This window comes from Massilia sp. Root335, assembly GCF_001425685.1.
GTDB lineage: Bacteria > Pseudomonadota > Gammaproteobacteria > Burkholderiales > Burkholderiaceae_D > Telluria > Telluria luteola.
In genome coordinates this window covers 1-17,090 of sequence record NZ_LMCY01000048.1, presented here as the reverse complement: position 1 = coordinate 17,090, position 17,090 = coordinate 1, and the positions used below count along the sequence as shown (strand labels likewise).

Sequence of the window (17,090 nt, the reverse complement as noted above, 5' to 3'; positions counted from 1 at the left end):
CCGCCGCATTGGCGGGCCGCGCCGATTGCGTGGCGCGTGGCGGCATGGAGCGAAACGTTGTCGTGTTCGGCGATGACCAGTACTGTCATGATGGCTCCTCGATAGATTAGATGACGTGGGCGTCGTGGCGGAGGCGGCGGACGAGCTCGGCCGCATCCTGCACGAGCACGCCGCTCTTGCGTGACGGGGGCGGGTTGACGGCCAGCGTGGTCCAGCGCGGGGCGAGGTCCACACCCAGGGTTTCGGCGGGGATCACGTCCAGCGGCTTCTTTTTCGCCTTCATGAGGTTGGGCAGGCTGACGAAGCGCGGTTCGTTCAGGCGCAGGTCCGTCGTCACGATGGCCGGCAGCGCCAGTTGCACGGTGTCGGTGCCGCCATCGACGTCGCGCGTGACGGTCACGCTGTCGCCTTCGACCCGCACGGCCGATGCGCACGTCGCCTGCGGCCAGGCCAGCATGGCCGCCAGCATCTGCCCGGTCTGGTTGCAGTCGTCGTCGATGGCCTGCTTGCCCAGGATCACCAGCCGCGGGACTTCCCGCCTGACGATTGCGGCCAGCAATTTGGCGACCGCGAGCGGCTGCAGTTCCGCGTCCGTCCGCACCAGGATGCCGCGGTCGGCGCCGATGCCCATGGCCGTGCGCAGCACGTCCTGGCAGGCGTCGGGGCCGCAGGATACCGCGACGACTTCCGTCGCGTGACCCGCTTCCCTCAGCCGCGTGGCTTCTTCGACGGCGATGTCGTCGAAAGGATTGATGGCCATCTTGACGTTGGCCAGGTCGACGCCCGTGTGGTCCGGCTTCACGCGGACCTTGACGTTGGGATCGACCACCCGCTTGACGGGGACCAGTATTTTCATCGTTTCTCCTTGTGCGTCACTTGTCGACGAACGCGCGTTCGATGACGTAGTGGCCGGGATGGCTCATATTGCCCTCGTTCAGGCCGTAGGTCTGGAGCACGTCCACGGTGTCCTTCAGCATGGCGGGGCTGCCGCACAGCATGAAGCGGTCGTGCTCGATGTCGAGCGCCGGCACGCCGAGCTTGTCGTAGAACTGTGCGCTTTTCAGCAAGTCGGGAATGCGTCCCTGGTTTTCGAACGGTTCGCGCGTGACGGTCGGATAGTAGATCAGGCGGCCGGCCACCATGTCGCCCAGGAATTCGTGATTCGGCAATTCCGCCGCGATGCGCTTCTGGTAAGCCAGTTCGTCGACCTGGCGGCAGCCGTGCACGAGGATCACTTTTTCAAACTTCTCGTAAACGTCCGGGTCCTGCACGATGCTCATGAACGGTGCGAGGCCCGTGCCCGTGCCGAGCAGGTACAGGTGCTTGCCCGGCAACAGGTTCTGGCTGAGCAGGGTGCCGGACGCCTTGCGGCCGACCAGGATCGAATCGCCGACCTTGATGTTCTGCAGGCGCGAGGTCAGGGGACCGTCGGGTACCTTAATGCTGAGAAATTCGAGCTGCTCTTCGTAATGCGGGCTGACCATGCTGTATGCCCGCATCAGCGGCTTGCCGTCCACGTCGAGCCCGATCATCGCGAACTGTCCGCTCTGGTAGCGGAAGCTCGGTTCGCGCGTCGTGGTAAAAGAAAACAGGCGATCCGTCCAATGATGCACGGACAAGACTTCCGCCTCGTAGAAATTACTCATCACGCCATCCTTTCGTCAAAAAATCGCGGAACCCGCTCGTCGCCGGGGCGAATGCCATCTGCTTCAGATAGGTCCACGGATAAATGCCGCGCTCGTGGCCGTCCGAAAAGAACAGCTGCAAAGCCGTCGAGCCCACCGGCTCGATCTTCAGCAGCGCCACGTCGTCGGCAACCGGCAGCACCTGGTCCAGCTTCCTGCGCGTGCTCTCGCATACGCTGCAGCGGCAGGAGCGGCGCAATACGCTGTGCGACAACACTGCGTGCCGGTCGTCCCACACCAGCTCCAACGTACGTGCCTTCTCGTTCAAGCTGATTGCGGAAGGCCAGGCCGACGGCGGTACATCGTTCGCGTCCAGCGGCGCGACCGCGGTTGCATCGTCACAGGACATTGGCCACTCCCTCCGGTCCGATTTCCATGCTGAGTCCGCCACATCCGCCATCGCGCAATTCCCCGCCCATCGCGGCCAGGCTTTCTTCGCGAATCAGCTTCTTGATCGAGCGGACCAGTCCGGCGAACTCCGGCGTATCCATCATGTCCGGCGTGCGGGGACGCGGCAGCGGCACCCTGATGTCGGCCTTGATCCGCCCCGGCCTGGCGGTCATCACATAGATCCGGTCCGACAGGAAGATCGCTTCCTCGATGTCGTGCGTGATGAACAGCACGGACAGCCGCAGCCGCTGCCACATATTCGTCAGGATTTCCTGCATCACCGAACGCGTCTGCGAATCGAGCGCGCCGAACGGCTCGTCCATCAGGAGCACTTGCGGGCTCGTCGCCAGCGCGCGGACGATGCCGACACGTTGCTTCATCCCGCCGGACAGTTGCGACGGATAGTGGTTTTCGAACGCCAGCAGGCCCGCCAGGCCGAGCAGGGTGCGCGCCTGCGTCTCGCGCTGCGACGGTGCCATGTTCGCCATCTTCAGCCCGAACTCGACGTTCTTGCGCACCGTCATCCACGGGAACAGCGAATACTGCTGGAACACCACCCCGCGGTCCGAACCGGGGCCGTCGATGCGCTTGCCGTCCAGCGTCACGACGCCGCTGTTGGCCTTGGTAAAACCGGCGACCGCGTTCATCAGGGTGGACTTGCCGCAACCGGAAGGACCGATCAGCGAGACGAATTCACCGGCCTGCACGTCCAGCGACACCGACTTCACGGCCTGCACGGTCGCGCCGCGCGCCTTGAAACCGATGTTGAGGTCGCGAACCTCGATGTGGCCGGCTTGGGTACCTGTGGTGTGCGCACTCATTTTCGCGCTCCCGCCGCCAGGCCCGTCCACGGCATGGCGAGTCTCGAACAAATATGGATCGCCTTGCTGCACAGCAGGCCGAGCACGCCGATCGTGATCATGCCGAGTGCGATGTCGGGATACGAAATCAGCGAATACGCTTCCCAGGTGAAGTAACCGATGCCGAACTGGCCGGAAATCATTTCCGCCGCAATCAGCGAGACCCAGGCGACGCCCATGCCGACCGCGAGACCGGTGAAAATGTGTTGCAGGGCGCCGGGGATCACGACGTGCAGGATCACGTCCTTTTCTTTCGCCCCCAGGCTGTGCGCCGCGCGAAGCAGGACTTCGTCGATCTCTTCCACGCCCTGGATCGTGTTGATCAGGATGGGGAAAAAGGCGCCGATGAACGTGATGAATGCAATGCTGACCTCGTTGCTCGGCCACAGCATGATGGCCATCGGCACCCACGCGATCGCCGGGATCGGGCGGAACAGTTCCATCGCCGGCATCGTCAGCGAACGGAAGATCCGGTACCGGCCGACCATGATCCCGAGGCCCGTGCCGACGATCGCGGCACCGGCAAATCCGAACAGCACACGGCGAACGCTGATGCCGATGTTCACGATGAACCTCGTCGAATGACTGACGTCGAGGATGCTGCGCCAGACGTCCATGGGCGTCGGGATGTTCCCGAAGCGCACGTAGAAATCGAGCTTGTAGCGCGTCGCCAGATACCACATCAGCAGGACGGCGGCGATCGACACGCTGCCCAGCACGGCCCCGCCGATGCCGGATTCGAGCCAGTGTTTCAGCGAGAAAGGCATCGCTTGCCCGGCGTTCGGCGGCGGACCGCCTTCGATGGCTTCCAGCCTGGGCTGCCGTACCGGCGTGCCGGGGACGGGATGAGGCGGCGCGGCCGTCGGCGGGGGCGTCATTGATTGACGATCTATCAGAGCCATGATCATTTCTCCATCTTGGCGAGCACTTGCTCGTAGGTTGCGACGGTGCCGCCGGCTTTCGCCGCGCTGGCTTCCGCGTCCTTCTTCAGCAGGAAGGGCACGACATCCATCCCGGCACCGCTCCCGTTGACCGCGTAGAAGGCCCTGTCGGCGAATACCTTGATGCCGAGCCCATGGTCGAACAAATATGCCACTGCAATTTTCTTGCCAGCTTCCTGGTATTTTTTGATCCCCATGAAGGTGCAGAGCGGGGAGCTGAGCGGCACGATGTCGCCGCCGGCGATCCAGATTTCGCCGGCGTTCTTCGGACTGGTAACCGCCCTGGCGCAGACCGGGTCCTTGCCCTGGATGTCGTAGTTGGCCAGGGACCGCTTCTGCGCGTCGTAGTCGAGGCCGCGCTGCCTGAAGGCCGTGCGCAGATAGCTTTCGTCGACCCAGCTGTCCACGTTGAGCGTCTTCACCTTTCCCAGTTTCTGCAGCACGTCGTAGTCGGTCTTGATGGCGTTGACGAGGAGCGGCTTGATCGTCGGGTCCAGCGTGTGGATGCCGTCGGGTCCGAGGAAGATGTAGACGACTTCCTTTTCGATTTTGGTCCACTGCGCGATCTTCTCGGCCGCGAGTTTCGGGTTCTTGCGGACCCAGTCGTCGGCATCCATCAGCGCGCGGATATACGCGACGACGACTTCCGGAAACTTGTCCCCGAAGTCCTTGCGCACGACGATGCCGTGGAAGGTCGGGATCCTGGTTTCGGCGCCGTCGAAGATCTTGCGCGCGAAGCCGCGGTACGGCAGCAGCTCGCCGAAGGGAACGAAATCGGCGTGGCCGTCGATCTTCTTTTCCTGCAGGTTGCTGGTGCCGATTTCCGGCGACTGGCTGACCAGGTTCCAGTAGTCGTCCGACCAGCCGCGCGCCTGCATCGCCTGCAGCAGCATGCCGTGCGCCGCCGATCCGAACGGCACCGACACGTTCTTGCCCTTCAGGTCAGACAGCTGGTAGTAGGGACTGTCCTTGTTGACCACGACGCCGTTGCCGGCGCCGAAGGCGTTGTAGGCGATCACGGCGACCAGCTGCGTTTCGTTGCCCTTGCTTTGCTGCCCGTTGGCGCCGTTGATCAGCAGCGGGTAATCGCCCATCATGCCGATCTGGATCTTGTTGGCCATCATGCCGTTGGTCACCGGCGGCCCGGAGGTGAAGTTCTGCCAGTCGACCTTGAAGTCGATGTTCGCGTACTTGCCGGTCTTCGGCAGATACTTGTCGAGCAGGCCCAGCTCCTTGATGACGACGCCGCCGGTGACGGTGTTGGTCGTGGTGTTCTGCGTGCCGATGCCGATCGTGACGACGTCTTTTGCCTGTGCCTGCGCGGCGCACAGGACGGTGGCGAAGAGCACGGCGATACGGGCGATGCGGCCACTGGCGCGGCCTGGTGTGAAGAACCGAAGTGTCATGTTGAATCCCTTCCAGAATTGGTCAAAGCATGAAGAACCGGCGTACTGCGTGCGCTGCTACACCATCTCCACCAGGTGCGCGCGTTTGTCCGGCTTGTCCGCCCATTCGTCGGCGGTCGGCAGCGGTTCCGTCGAATGGGCGATGACGGGCCAGCGCGTCGCCAGCCTTGCGTTCAGCTCGACGTATTCCTTCTGCGCTTGCGGCAGCGCCTTTTCGTCGTAGATCGCCTCGACGGGGCATTCCGCCACGCACACGCCGCAGTCGATGCAGACTTCCGGATCGATCACGAGGAAGTTGGGCCCTTCATGAAAGCAGTCGACCGGGCACACCGAGACGCAGTCGGTGTATTTGCAGCCGATGCACGATTCGCCGACAACATGTGTCATGATGCGCCCCCGTTCAGTTGTATGGTCGTCAGCGCCAGCTTCGACAGCTTGCGCACGTCCGAGTCCACGTCCTTCAGCGCCAGTTCCAGGTGCGCGATGGCGCGCGTGTCGCCGATTTCGCCCAGTGCGATGACGGCTTCCTTGCGCAGGTTGCTCATCGGATGCCGCAACGCCGCGCACAGCGCATTCACCGCGGCCTTTGCCTTGAGCTTGCCGAGACTGCGCGCCGCCTTCACGCGCACTTGCCAGAACTCGTCGTCCATCGCGCGCACCAGGTCCGGCACGCCGAGCGCCAGCCCGAGCTTGCCCATCGTGATCGCCGCTTCCTCGCGCACCTGCCATGCCGGATCGGCGAGGACGCGGCTCAGCGTCGGCTGGATGCTGACTTCCGAGACGTAGCCGAGCGCGCCGACCGCGATGCGGCGCACTTCCTGGTCCGGATCGTTCGCCGCGGCATTCGTCAACGCGCCGATCGCTTCCGGTTTCTTCAGGTAGCCGAGCACGCCCACGGCTTCGCGGCGCACGCCGGCGTCCGCGTCGCGCAGGGCGCCCATGGCCGGCTCGAACGCCGCGTCCACGCGCAAGGCCCGGATCGCGTGCAGGGCGGCGGCCCTGACCGTCGCTTCTTCATCCCCCAGGTAAGGCAGCAGATGCGGTGCCGACGACGGTTCCTTCAGTTCGGCCAGCGTGGTCGCCGTCGCGCGCCGCACCTCGGGGTCGGCGTCCTTCAGGAGCGGCACCAGCGCGGCCAGCGCATCCGGTTCTTCGTAGCCTTCGATCGCCCTGGCCGCCTCCAGCCGCACGCACGCGTCGGGATCGGCCAGTGCCGCGACCAGCAGCGGCACGATGTCGTCCGCCTCTTCGGAATAAGGGAGGTCCAGCACCGCAATGCGGCGCACGCCCGGGTCGCTGCTGTGCAGCCGTTCGTGAATACTGGTTGCCATCATGGCCGTTTCTCCTCAGCGAACCAGGTAGGGGATGTTGACGTGCACGGCGCCGGTGGGGCAGTCCTGTTCGCACGGCATGCAATACCAGCATTCGTCGAACTTCATGAACGCCTTGTTGCTCACGATGTCGATCGCCAGCACGTCCAGCGGGCATACGTCGACGCACACCGTGCAGCCTTTCTCGGCGATGCACTTCGATTGGTCGACGACGACCGGGGCCTGCGTTCGGGTGGTTGCGATGGTCATGATCTTTCCTTTCGGGTCTGGTTAAACGGCGACGGTGGTTTTGCTGCCGGCCACGCGCAGGCGCTGGTACGCGGCTTTTTCTTCGGCATTCAGTTCGACGATGTAGGGCTCGATCTCGCGCTTGCGGAAGGCCATCCTGCCGTCCGTGCCCAGCTTGACGTTGGTGTGGCAGAACCAGTTTTCGTCGTCCTTCTCGGGATGGTCGACGCACAGGTGATACAGGCCCCAGCGGCTTTCCTTGCGAAACAGCGAGGCGCGCGCCGCGAGTTCCGCGCAGTCGCGGATCGTGTGCGCTTCCATCGCACGCATCAATTCGTGCGGATCGACGGCACTGAGTTCATTCAGGTCGTCCTTGATCTCGCCGAAGCGCTCCAGCGCGATCTCCATCTTGCGGGTGACCTTCGGCGGCTGCAGGTAGTCGTTCACGATGCGGCGCGTCTTGTATTCGACCTGGAACGGCGTCAGGCCTTCGCTGCGCGCCAGCGGTGCCATGATGCGTTTGCGTTCCGCTTCCACCATGTCGGTGTCGATGACCGGAGCGGCCATGCCGGAGACGTAGTCCGCCGCGTTCTCGCCGCAGAATTTGCCATATACGAAAGCGCCCAGCATGTAGTTGTGCGGAATGCTGGCGCAATCGCCGGCCGCGTACAGGCCGGGGATGGAACACTCGCCTTTTTCGTTGGTCCAGATGCCGGAGGCGCTGTGGCCGCTGCAAAAACCGATTTCCGAGATGTGCATTTCGATCGCCTTCTGGCGATAGTCGTTGCCGCGCCGTTCGTGGAAGCGGCCGCGGCTCGGACGTTCGTTGGTGTGCAGGATGTGCTCGATCTCGGCGATCGTTTCTTCCGCAAGGTGATCGAGCTTCAGGAACACCGGACCGCGGCCGCCTTCGAGTTCGTTGTAGAACTCCAGCATCATCTGGCCGCTCCAATAGTCGCACTCGATGAAACGCGCGCCGGTGGAGTTCGCGGTAAAGCCGCCGAACGGTCCGGTCACATAAGCACACGCGGGGCCGTTGTAATCCTTGATCAAGGGATTGACCTGGAAGCATTCGAGGTTCGTCAGTTCCGCGCCGGCGTGATAGGCCATCACGTGGCCCTCGCCGCTGTTGGTCGGGTTCTCGTACGTGCCGAACATGTAGCCGGAGGCGGGCAGGCCGAGACGCCCCGCCGCGCCCGTGCACAGCACGACCGCCTTTGCCTTGATCACATAGAAATCGGCGGTGCGGCAGTCGAATCCCATGACGCCCGCGATCTCGCCCCGCGTACCCGTGATCAGGCGCGTGGCGACCACCCGGTTGGTGATGTCGACGCGCTGGCGTTTCAGTTGCCGATACAGCACCTTCTTCATGTGATGCCCTTCCGGCATCGGCAATACATAGCTGCCGAGGTGATGCACCTTGCGCACGGCGAAATCGCCGGTTTCGTCCTTCTCGAATTTGACACCCCAGCGATCGAGTTCCTCGATCATCGCGAAACTGTTGCTTGCGTAGGCGTACACGCCTTTCTGATCGACGATGCCGTCGTTGGCCACCGTGATCTCCTTGGTGTACTGCTCCGGCGTCGCATGGCCGGGGATGACCGCATTGTTCAACCCGTCCATTCCCATGGAGATTGCGCCGCTGCGCTTGACGTTCGCCTTCTCCAGCACGAGCACACGCAACTTCGGATTCTTCTCCTTGGCCTTGACGGCGGCCATCGGGCCCCCCGTACCGCCGCCGACGATCACCAGGTCGTATTCCAGTTCGATGGTATTCATGTCACCCTTTCAGTAAAGTTGCCGTGCGGCCCCTTGCGCACCTCGTCATAACTCGTAATAACGAGTTGTGCAAAATGCGTGCCAATCGAATTCGCCGTTATTCGCGGTATCGGGTGGGAAGAATGATCTGGAACGGTGCGCGGACAGTGCGGCACGTATCCGTTGTGGGGAGAGACGCCACCAAAGTGGGGCGCACGCGAGGCGGGGCGCCGTCGCGGTCAGGCAAGGGGAGGTGGTACGACGCTGCGCCTGCTAGCGCAAGACCTTCATCTTGTACTTGAAGGTCTCGGCCCGATAATGCAGGTATTCGAATACCAGCGGCTTCTCTTCCTGCGCATAGGTCAGGCGCTCGATGCGCAGTATGGGCGAGCCCGGTTCGACTTTCAGGCGCGTGGCCACGTCCTGACTGGCCGAGGTGGCATCGATTTCCACGTCGGCGGAATGGAGCCGCTGGCGCAGCTCGTTCTCGAGCAGCGAAAACAGGTCTTTTTCTCGCAGGTTTTTCTCGGTGAGGCGCGAGCCCACGTCATGCCGTACCCAGGAGTAGTCGATGGACACCGGCTCCCTGTTCAAATAGCGCACGCGGCGGATCTCGGTCACTGGACTCCCGTCCTTGACCTGCAATTTCGCGCTGGCGATGCCCGCTGCCTTGACGGTTTTCAGGCCGAACACGTCCGAAAAGGTTTCATGGCCAAGACGATGCATCGCTTCGCCGAAACCCTGCAGGTGCGTCAACTCCTGGGAGACATTGGGCAACGCGACAAACGTGCCTTTGCCGTGCACTTTGAACAGCAGCCCTTCCTGCTGCAAGTCGTTGATCGCCTGCCGCACCGTGATGCGGCTGACGCCGAACGCCGCGATCATTTCGTTTTCCGACGGCAGCTGCTGGTGCCCGATATAGGTGCCATCGATGATCTTGGCACGAATCGCTTCCTTGATCTGTATATACAGTGGAACGGTCGACGAACGTGGAAGTGGGATGTTCAAGGTGGCGGCACAGCACAATGAAGGACAGGTCATTATAACGAGTCCGGGCACGAGTCCCCTAATTTGGGGAGGCCCGGACATCCGCTGTCCACGGCACCGTTTCACGTGGCGCCGTCAATCGCCGCGCGGGTCGGTCGGGTAGGGCGGCCGCTTGCGCATCTTTGTCACGATGCCGTCGCGGCCGAGCAGCAGCACGAGTTCGGTATGCCGGCCGCCCGCCGCCGGCGTCGTGTAGAGCCACGCTTCCATGCCCGAATCGAACCGGACCGTCTTCGTGGGCCCGAATGCGGCCAGCAGCTCGGCGCGCGTCGTGCGGCCCGGCACGACGAGCGCATCGAAGCGGGCCTCGGCCACGCTCGTGCCGGGTTCGGGCGCGCGCGTGGCGCAGCCGGACAGCAGCAGGGCCGCCAGCGCGGCGATCGTCAGCCAGCGGCGATTGATCATGGCGCCGCCTCCGGCGCCGGCGGCGCATCGTCCATGTAGTCGAAGCTGACGAGCGTGTCGTCCGGCCAGCCGCGGTCCCAGATCGGCGCGTAATACGTGCGGTCGAGCAGCACCTGGCAGTCGCAGAACGGCAGCATGTCGCGCGTCTGGTCGCCGCCCGCGTACAGGAAGTGGAAGGGCAGCACTTCCGTGCGGTCGCCCGCGCGCAGCGTCACGGCAAACACGGGACGCTCCGTAAAGAACAGGAAATTGCCGTCGGGGCTGTCGCAGACCTGTTCGGGACGCGTGAGCGCATTCGATATCCACCCGAACAGCGGCGAGCTGTTCGACACGAGCCCGGCCTCCATGCCGACGAGACATTCCAGGCGCAAGTCGCCCAGCCGGCGCGTACCGGGCGGCAGGCCGGGCGTCACGACATGCGCGCGCCACGTCATGCTCGTCGTCTTGCGGTTGGCGACGACGGCCGCGTCTTCCTGCAACGCCTGCTCGTTGCGCGGCAAGGTAAAACTGTTGTCCGGCGCGACGGGAACGGGCACGGCGATGTGGTCGCCGATGACGCGCAGGGTGATGCCGTGCATGTCCACGGTCGGCGAGCGGGGCAGCAGGCGGAAGCGCAGCGTGGCCTGGGGTGCCAGCGCGTGCTCGCGCTGGAAGCGTTCCATGCCGCGGATCATTTTGCGGTAGGACTTGTCGACCGGGTCGCGCGTGTACGTGACGGTGACGGTCTGGACGCCCGAAGCCGGCGCCGGCTGCCCGGCCGGGTTGGCTGCCGCTGCCGGCGCCGTCTGGGCGTGCGCCGTCCACGCCAGCACGGCACCCAGCAGTGCCGGCGCTACGCCACGCGAGACCGGCCGCCGCATGATCACCAGTAACGCACGCGGCCGACGTCCATGTGCACGAACTGCGACTCGGGGTAATAGCCGACCCCGCCCGCACGCTGGGCCATCGCGACCGTGTGCAGCTTGGCGAGGTCCTGGCCCGGAATGCGCACGTCGATGGCCTTGCCCTCCATGTGCAGGCTGTGCTTGGCGACGCCGTTCGTGTTTTCGTGCAGCATCGCGTTCGTTTCCGGCGAGCGATAACCCGAGATCACGTGCATGGTCGGATGGCTGCCGTATTGCGCGCTGATGCGGTCCAGCAAGACGAGCAGCTTCGGATCGATGGCCGCGATCTTGTTGTTGCGGTGGTCGCGCAGCAGTTTATTGATGTCCTGCAAGGCTTCGGGGATGAACTCGCCCTCGGCCCAGAAAATGGTCCGCAGGCTTTCGCCCGTGTGCGTGTTGTACAGGCGCACGATGCGCTCGTTGGGCGCCACCGGTGGAACGGGCGCATCCGGCAGGGTCTTGGCGCTGGTGCGGATCGCGGGCGCACCGAGTACCGATGCGAGGACGGCCGAGCTTTTGAGGAAGGAGCGTCGTTGATTCATGAGCTTATCCTTTGCTGATTGCCAGCCTCAATGATACGCCCCGTGCATGATTCGTGCACCGGACTGTGTCCGGGTCGCGTGTCGGTGCGGGACGACAGGGCGTGACTGCCTTAGAATGGGCGGTCATGTGTGTCGTGCAATCTTGCAAGGAGAGCAGCATGCGTTTTGCTTACCGTTTCTTGTTCGCATCGATGCTGGCACTCGCCGGCACGACGGCCACGCCCGCGCCCGCATCCACGCCCGCGCGCGACGCCGGCGTCGATATTCCGATCCCCGACATCCCGTACACGAAATTCGTCCTCAAGAACGGCCTGACGGTGCTCGTGCACGAAGACCACAAGGCGCCCGTCGTGGCCGTCAACACGTGGTATCACGTCGGCTCGAAGAACGAAAAGCCCGGCAAGACGGGCTTCGCGCACCTGTTCGAGCACCTGATGTTTTCCGGCAGCGCCAACTTCGACAAGACGTTCTTGTCTGCCCTCGAAGGCGTCGGCGCGACGGACCTGAACGGCACGACGAACAAGGACCGCACGAATTATTTCGAGACGGTGCCGACGTCGATGCTCGACTACGCGCTGTTCGCCGAGAGCGACCGCATGGGCCACCTGCTGGATGTGCTCGACCGGAAGAAGCTCGACCTGCAGCGGGGCGTCGTCCAGAACGAAAAGCGCCAGCGCGAGAACCAGCCGTACGGCGTCGTCGAGCAGATCGTCACGGAGAACACGTGGCCGGCGAACCATCCGTATTCCTGGACCGTGATCGGTTCCATGACCGACCTCGATGCCGCGTCGATGGCCGACGTCACCGACTGGTTCAAGGGCCACTACGGCCCGAACAACGTCGTGCTCGTGCTGGCCGGCGACATCACGCCGCAGCAGGCGCGCGACAAGGTGGAAAAATACTATGGCGACATCCCGCCGGGCCCGCCGCAGGCGCACCAGCAGGCGTGGGTCGCGAAGCGCAGCGGCACCCATCGCGGGCAGGTGCAGGACCGCGTGCCGCAGGCGCGCATCATCCGCCTGTGGAACGTGCCCGGCGCCGACACGCCAGAAGAACCGCTGCTCGACCTGGCCGCGCAGGTGCTGGGCGGCGGCAAGACGTCGCGCCTGTACCAGCGCCTCGTCGTCAAGGAGCAGCTGGCCACGAGCATCGGCTCCGGCAACGATTCGAACGAGATCGCCGGCCAGTTCGGCATCAACCTGACGGCCAGGCCCGGGCTGGCGCAGGCCGACGTCGCGCGCATGGAAGCCGGCGCCGACGAGGAATTGCGCGCGCTGATGAAGTCCGGCCCCACGGCCGCCGAACTGCGGCTCGCGCAGACGACGATCCTCGCGCAGCACGCGCGCGCCGTCGAGCGCGTGGGCGGCTTCGGCGGCAAGAGCGACGTGCTGGCGCGCTGCGCCACGTACACGGGCAATCCGGACTGCTACAAGGTCTACCTGCAGCGCATCAAGGACGCGACGCCGGCCGCCGTGCGAAAGGCCATGCAGGACTGGTTATCCGACGGCGACTACGTGCTGGAAGTCGATCCGTTCCCGACCGCGCTGGCTGCCGACGCGTCCACGGTCGACCGCAGCAAGGGCCCGCCGACGGGCCATCCGGAGCCGTTGACCCTGCCGCCGATGCAGAAGGCGATCCTGTCCAACGGCCTGAACGTGGTGCTGGCCGAGCGCCATGGCGCGCCCGTGATCAATCTGTCGCTGATGTTGAATGGCGGCTTCGCGTCCGACACGCAGGCGCTGCCGGGGCTCGCGAGCCTCACCCTGCGCATGCTGGAAGAGGGCACGGCGACGCGCAGCGCCTTGCAGATCAGTCGCGAACTGGAAGCGCTGGGCGCCTCGTTCGGCACGACGATCAACCTGGACGGCGCCTTCGTCAACATGAACGTGTTGAAACCGACGCTGACGCAGGCGCTGGGCCTGTACGCGGACCTGACGCTGCACCCATCGTTCCCGCAAGCGGACTTCGAACGCGTGCGCAAGACGCGGCTGGCCGCGATCCAGCGCGAGCAGACCGTGCCGCGCCTGATGGCCTTGCGCGTGCTGCCGCCGCTGCTGTACGGCCCCGGCCATCCCTACTCGTTGCCGCTGACGGGCACCGGCACCCAAGCCGCCGTGGCGCGCATGACGCGCGCGGATCTCGTCGCGTATCACGGCACGTGGTTCAAGCCGAATAACGCAACCTTGCTCGTCGTCGGCGACACCACGCTGGCCGAACTGAAGCCGTTGCTGGAACGCGCGTTCGGCGCCTGGAAGGGCGGCACGCTGCCCGCGCACGACATCGCCAACGTTGACCAGCCGGCCGGCACGACGATCTACCTGATCGACCGCCCGGGCGCGCTGCAGAGCGACATCGTCGGCGCGCAGCTGGCCCCGCCGCGCAACACGCCGGACGCCGTCGCGCTGAATCTGCTGAACGATGTGTTCGGCGGGACGTTCAGCTCGCGGCTGAACATGGACCTGCGCGAAGATAAACACTGGTCGTACGGTGTCGGCACGTCGCTCGTGGCGGCGCGCGGCCAGCGCATCCTGTACAGCGATTCGCCCGTCCAGACCGATAAAACGGCCGACGCGCTGCGCGAACTGGCGCGCGAGTATGCCGAGCTGGGCGGCGCCCGCCCGATCACGCCGCGCGAGCTGCAGGAAGCGCAGGCCAACGAGACGCTGGGCCTGCCCGGCTCGTTCGAGACGGTCAGCCAGCTCAGCAATGCCTACGCGACGATCCTGCAATACGGCCTGCCCGAGGATTACTACAACACGTACACGGCGACGGCGCTCGCGCTGACGCCCGCGCAGCTGAATGGGCTGGCCGGGCGCGTCGTGCTGCCCCGGCAGCCGGTGTGGATCGTCGTCGGCGACATGAGCAAGATCGAGGCGCCGATCCGCGCGCTGAACCTCGGCACCGTGCGCCGCATCGACGTCGAGGGGAAACCGTTGCAGTGACCGCGGTAGGATGGTGAGGCCGGGGGCCTCAAATGAAACGTGCCCACGCGTGCCGCCAACACGCCGCGAACATCACGCGTGGGCGGAGGGCCGCCCACCCTACGGTTTCGCCTGCTTCCGCAAGCCTGGTAGGGTGTGCCCACGCGCGCCGCCACCGCCCACGTTACGGTTTCGCTTGCTTGCGCAACTGTTCCTGGTAACGCTGGAAAATCTCGAACCGTTCCTCGCGCCGTAAAATCTTCGAATGCGGGTCGAGCGTGTACGTGGCATCGGGCGGCAGGGCGATGCTGCCGTGCCCGTCCGCCATCGGCAGCGTGACGATGCGCGTGCCGACGCGCACGTCGAGCGGCATCGGGAACGGCGTGCCGGCGGCCGTCTTCCACGTCAGGTCGAGGGTGTCGGCATGGCGCCGGGCCACGAGTTCGGGCAGGGCGGCCTGGTACATATAGGCCTGGAAGAACCAGTCCAGGTCGCGTCCGCTCGCGCGTTTGACGATGGCGATGAAGTCGGGCGTCGTCGCATAGCGCGGCGCGAAGTTGCCGGGACGCGGGTCCGGACGGCCATACACGAGTTCGCGCACGGCGCGGAAAAAGGCGTCGTCGCCGATCAGGCCGCGCAAGGTGTGCAGCACGAGCGAGCCCTTCGTGTAGATGTCGCCGCCGGGACCGCCGCGTTTGAGGTCGTAGACGTCTTCCTCGCGCTTGTGCTTGCCGGAGACGAGCGGCGCCTTGTTGCGGATCGATGTCCGCTGCTGCATCAGCGCCGCGTAGTATTCCTGGTCGCCGTGCAGGTATTGCATGTACAGGGGCTGCATGTAGGAGCCGAGGCCTTCGTGCAGCCACATGTCGTCCCAGTCGGCATTGGTGAGCTGGTTGCCGAACCATTCGTGGGCGAATTCGTGCTGCAGCAGGTCGTCGTAGCCGTACGGCGTCTTGGCGTATTTGTTGCCGTAGGCATTGATGGTCTGGTGTTCCATGCCCTTGTGCGGCGTTTCCACGACGCCCATTTTTTCGTCGCCGAACGGGTAAGGGCCGATCGTCGATTCGAAGAAATCGAGCATCTGCGGGAATTCCGCGAACAACGCCTGCGCATGCGCCTTGTTGTGCGGCAGGTACCACAGCCGCAGCGGGATCACGTTGCCGTAGCGGCTGTGGTATTCGCCATCCAGCTCGGCGTACGGCCCGACGTTGATGGCGACGCCGTAGGTGCTCGGGTGTCTTGCGCGCCAGTGCCATGTGCGCCAGCCGTTCGCCTCCGTCATGCCGAGCGCGACGCCGTTGCCCGCCGCGACCAGCGGCGCCGGCACAGTGATGTGTTCGTCGACGACGTCCGGCTTGCCCATCGGATGGTCGATGCAGGGCCAGAACAGGTCGCAGCCTTCGCCCTCGACGGCGCTGGCGACCCACGGCTGGCCGTCGGGCGTGCGCGCCCACACGAAGCCGCCGTCCCATGGCGCCCGCTTCGCCACGTGCGGCTCGCCGTGGTAGGTCACGCGCACCTTGACGTGCCGGCCCGGCTCCAGCCGCTGCGGCAGCGTGATCGTCAGCTTGCCGTCCGGATTGCGCCACTGGCCCGCGGCGAGCGCCCGGCCGTCGACGCTGATGGCGTCGATGGGCAGGTTGCGGTCCAGGTCGAGTTCGATGCGGTCCAGCGGCGCGCGCGTACCGAACGTGAGCGTCGCGTCGCCGCGCAGGCTGCGGCTGTCCGGGTCGATGCGCAGGCCCAGGTCGGCGTAATCGAAGGTGAGCGCCTGCTGGCCGGGGCTGCGCTGCGCGCCCGAGTTGACGGTGTAGTCGGTGAGGGCGGGCTGGCTGGCGCAGCCCGCCAGCAGCAGGCCCAGGGCGGCGATGGCGATTCTTTGCATGATGCAGGGAATTTATCACAGCGGAAAGCGGCGCCACGCAAATCGCGGCTGGTGAATACTGTGGCGAGGAGGACTTGCAATGAGCGACCTGGACATCGACATCGGCCGCACCGCCCTGGTGCTGATCGATTTGCAGAACAGTAATGTGAGACGCGACCTGGCGCCGTACACGGCCGAGCAGGTGGTGGGCAATTGCGTGCTGCTGGCGGGCGAAATGCGCGACCGTGGCGGGATGGTGATCTTCGTGCGCGTGCTCGTCGACCAGCTGCAGCTGCCGCCGGCCGACGCGCCGATGCGCAAGCCGGGCACGCCCGCGCCGCCGCCGGATGCATCGCAGCTCGCGCCGGACGCCCAGGTGCAGGCGACCGACATCGTCGTCACGAAGCGCCAGTGGGGCGCCTTCTACGGCACGGAACTGGACCAGCTGCTGCGCCGCCGCAACATCAAGACCATCATCCTCGGCGGCGTCGCCACCAACCTCGGGGTCGAGTCGACGGCGCGCGCCGCGTTCGACCGCGGCTACGGCGTCGTCTTCGTCGAGGATGCGATGACCAGCATGCAAGCCGACATGCACAGGTTCGCCTGCGAACATACCTTCCGCATCATGGGCAGGGTGCGGTCGACGCGCCACGTGATCGACGCGCTTCAGGCCGGGACGGGCGACGCGTAAGCCGGCTTGTCAGCGTAGCCGTCGTCCCCGCGCAGGCGGGGACCCAGGTCGCGCGATCTGCCGGCAAACTGGGATTCCCGCCTGCGCGCACTGCTGTCCGGAATAATTTGAGGGGAAATCGCTGAAGGTGTTGCAGG

Annotated in this window: 17 protein-coding genes; 2 read left to right on the top strand and 15 right to left on the bottom strand. The window is 65.1% G+C overall.

The window, feature by feature from the left end:
* Window positions 1–106: 106 nt before the first annotated feature.
* The 14 genes from ASC93_RS23920 to ASC93_RS23855 form a co-directional block, all read right to left on the bottom strand.
* Window positions 107–856 (bottom strand): electron transfer flavoprotein subunit beta/FixA family protein, encoded by a 750-nt coding sequence (locus ASC93_RS23920; RefSeq protein ID WP_056448527.1) that lies wholly within the window; start codon window positions 854–856, stop codon window positions 107–109.
* Between the two features lie 16 nt (window positions 857–872).
* Window positions 873–1,646, bottom strand: coding sequence for a ferredoxin--NADP reductase (locus tag ASC93_RS23915; RefSeq protein ID WP_056448524.1), 774 nt, complete (start codon window positions 1,644–1,646; stop codon window positions 873–875).
* Window positions 1,639–2,034, bottom strand: coding sequence for a DUF971 domain-containing protein (locus ASC93_RS23910; protein WP_056448521.1), 396 nt, complete (start codon window positions 2,032–2,034; stop codon window positions 1,639–1,641). The genes ASC93_RS23915 and ASC93_RS23910 overlap by 8 nt, the downstream gene beginning before the upstream one ends.
* The gene (locus ASC93_RS23905; RefSeq protein ID WP_056448517.1) at window positions 2,024–2,896 is read right to left on the bottom strand and encodes an ABC transporter ATP-binding protein; all 873 of its coding nucleotides are present in this window, start codon (window positions 2,894–2,896) and stop codon (window positions 2,024–2,026) included. Before ASC93_RS23905 ends, ASC93_RS23910 begins: the two co-directional genes overlap by 11 nt.
* The gene (locus ASC93_RS23900) at window positions 2,893–3,813 is read right to left on the bottom strand and encodes an ABC transporter permease (RefSeq protein ID WP_056448514.1); all 921 of its coding nucleotides are present in this window, start codon (window positions 3,811–3,813) and stop codon (window positions 2,893–2,895) included. Before ASC93_RS23900 ends, ASC93_RS23905 begins: the two co-directional genes overlap by 4 nt.
* Before the next feature lie 26 nt (window positions 3,814–3,839).
* Complete coding sequence (locus ASC93_RS23895) at window positions 3,840–5,282, bottom strand: ABC transporter substrate-binding protein (RefSeq protein WP_056448511.1); 1,443 nt, start codon at window positions 5,280–5,282, stop codon at window positions 3,840–3,842.
* Window positions 5,283–5,339: 57 nt separating this feature from the next.
* A complete protein-coding gene (gene fdxA, locus ASC93_RS23890; protein ID WP_056448508.1) occupies window positions 5,340–5,669 on the bottom strand; it encodes a ferredoxin FdxA in 330 nt (109 codons plus the stop codon).
* Entirely contained in the window at window positions 5,666–6,616 is a 951-nt protein-coding gene (locus ASC93_RS23885; RefSeq protein ID WP_056448505.1) for a HEAT repeat domain-containing protein, read from the bottom strand. Before ASC93_RS23885 ends, fdxA begins: the two co-directional genes overlap by 4 nt.
* A 12-nt stretch (window positions 6,617–6,628) precedes the next feature.
* The gene (locus tag ASC93_RS23880; RefSeq protein WP_056448502.1) at window positions 6,629–6,862 is read right to left on the bottom strand and encodes a ferredoxin family protein; all 234 of its coding nucleotides are present in this window, start codon (window positions 6,860–6,862) and stop codon (window positions 6,629–6,631) included.
* Between the two features lie 21 nt (window positions 6,863–6,883).
* Window positions 6,884–8,620: a fumarate reductase/succinate dehydrogenase flavoprotein subunit gene (locus ASC93_RS23875; RefSeq protein WP_056448499.1), complete on the bottom strand. Its 1,737-nt coding sequence runs from the start codon at window positions 8,618–8,620 to the stop codon at window positions 6,884–6,886.
* A gap of 252 nt (window positions 8,621–8,872) precedes the next feature.
* Window positions 8,873–9,607, bottom strand: coding sequence for a GntR family transcriptional regulator (locus ASC93_RS23870; RefSeq protein ID WP_229412859.1), 735 nt, complete (start codon window positions 9,605–9,607; stop codon window positions 8,873–8,875).
* 114 nt (window positions 9,608–9,721) lie between these two features.
* A complete protein-coding gene (locus ASC93_RS23865; protein WP_056448493.1) occupies window positions 9,722–10,051 on the bottom strand; it encodes a hypothetical protein in 330 nt (109 codons plus the stop codon).
* Window positions 10,048–10,911 (bottom strand): hypothetical protein, encoded by an 864-nt coding sequence (locus tag ASC93_RS23860; protein ID WP_229412858.1) that lies wholly within the window; start codon window positions 10,909–10,911, stop codon window positions 10,048–10,050. The genes ASC93_RS23865 and ASC93_RS23860 overlap by 4 nt, the downstream gene beginning before the upstream one ends.
* A 2-nt stretch (window positions 10,912–10,913) precedes the next feature.
* Complete coding sequence (locus tag ASC93_RS23855; RefSeq protein WP_056448491.1) at window positions 10,914–11,477, bottom strand: DUF882 domain-containing protein; 564 nt, start codon at window positions 11,475–11,477, stop codon at window positions 10,914–10,916.
* A 158-nt stretch (window positions 11,478–11,635) separates the two neighbouring features.
* Between ASC93_RS23855 and ASC93_RS23850 the strand changes: the two genes are divergently transcribed.
* Window positions 11,636–14,419 (top strand): pitrilysin family protein, encoded by a 2,784-nt coding sequence (locus ASC93_RS23850; protein ID WP_056448488.1) that lies wholly within the window; start codon window positions 11,636–11,638, stop codon window positions 14,417–14,419.
* A 163-nt stretch (window positions 14,420–14,582) separates the two neighbouring features.
* Here ASC93_RS23850 and ASC93_RS23845 read toward each other — a convergent pair whose 3' ends face one another.
* The gene (locus tag ASC93_RS23845; RefSeq protein WP_056448485.1) at window positions 14,583–16,283 is read right to left on the bottom strand and encodes a M1 family metallopeptidase; all 1,701 of its coding nucleotides are present in this window, start codon (window positions 16,281–16,283) and stop codon (window positions 14,583–14,585) included.
* Window positions 16,284–16,362: 79 nt separating this feature from the next.
* Here ASC93_RS23845 and ASC93_RS23840 point away from each other — a divergent pair, with 79 nt between their 5' ends.
* Window positions 16,363–16,953: an isochorismatase family protein gene (locus ASC93_RS23840; protein WP_056448482.1), complete on the top strand. Its 591-nt coding sequence runs from the start codon at window positions 16,363–16,365 to the stop codon at window positions 16,951–16,953.
* Window positions 16,954–17,090 lie beyond the last annotated feature (137 nt).

What these genes read in the sequence shown, in the direction of transcription:
- ASC93_RS23920 (WP_056448527.1), bottom strand. Translation starts at nt 856, where the DNA reads ATGAAAATACTGGTCCCCGTCAAGCGGGTGGTCGATCCCAACGTCAAG.
- ASC93_RS23915 (WP_056448524.1), bottom strand. Translation starts at nt 1,646, where the DNA reads ATGAGTAATTTCTACGAGGCGGAAGTCTTGTCCGTGCATCATTGGACG.
- ASC93_RS23910 (WP_056448521.1), bottom strand. Translation starts at nt 2,034, where the DNA reads ATGTCCTGTGACGATGCAACCGCGGTCGCGCCGCTGGACGCGAACGAT.
- ASC93_RS23905 (WP_056448517.1), bottom strand. Translation starts at nt 2,896, where the DNA reads ATGAGTGCGCACACCACAGGTACCCAAGCCGGCCACATCGAGGTTCGC.
- ASC93_RS23900 (WP_056448514.1), bottom strand. Translation starts at nt 3,813, where the DNA reads ATGACGCCCCCGCCGACGGCCGCGCCGCCTCATCCCGTCCCCGGCACG.
- ASC93_RS23895 (WP_056448511.1), bottom strand. Translation starts at nt 5,282, where the DNA reads ATGACACTTCGGTTCTTCACACCAGGCCGCGCCAGTGGCCGCATCGCC.
- fdxA (WP_056448508.1), bottom strand. Translation starts at nt 5,669, where the DNA reads ATGACACATGTTGTCGGCGAATCGTGCATCGGCTGCAAATACACCGAC.
- ASC93_RS23885 (WP_056448505.1), bottom strand. Translation starts at nt 6,616, where the DNA reads ATGATGGCAACCAGTATTCACGAACGGCTGCACAGCAGCGACCCGGGC.
- ASC93_RS23880 (WP_056448502.1), bottom strand. Translation starts at nt 6,862, where the DNA reads ATGACCATCGCAACCACCCGAACGCAGGCCCCGGTCGTCGTCGACCAA.
- ASC93_RS23875 (WP_056448499.1), bottom strand. Translation starts at nt 8,620, where the DNA reads ATGAATACCATCGAACTGGAATACGACCTGGTGATCGTCGGCGGCGGT.
- ASC93_RS23865 (WP_056448493.1), bottom strand. Translation starts at nt 10,051, where the DNA reads ATGATCAATCGCCGCTGGCTGACGATCGCCGCGCTGGCGGCCCTGCTG.
- ASC93_RS23860 (WP_229412858.1), bottom strand. Translation starts at nt 10,911, where the DNA reads ATGCGGCGGCCGGTCTCGCGTGGCGTAGCGCCGGCACTGCTGGGTGCC.
- ASC93_RS23855 (WP_056448491.1), bottom strand. Translation starts at nt 11,477, where the DNA reads ATGAATCAACGACGCTCCTTCCTCAAAAGCTCGGCCGTCCTCGCATCG.
- ASC93_RS23850 (WP_056448488.1), top strand. Translation starts at nt 11,636, where the DNA reads ATGCGTTTTGCTTACCGTTTCTTGTTCGCATCGATGCTGGCACTCGCC.
- ASC93_RS23845 (WP_056448485.1), bottom strand. Translation starts at nt 16,283, where the DNA reads ATGCAAAGAATCGCCATCGCCGCCCTGGGCCTGCTGCTGGCGGGCTGC.
- ASC93_RS23840 (WP_056448482.1), top strand. Translation starts at nt 16,363, where the DNA reads ATGAGCGACCTGGACATCGACATCGGCCGCACCGCCCTGGTGCTGATC.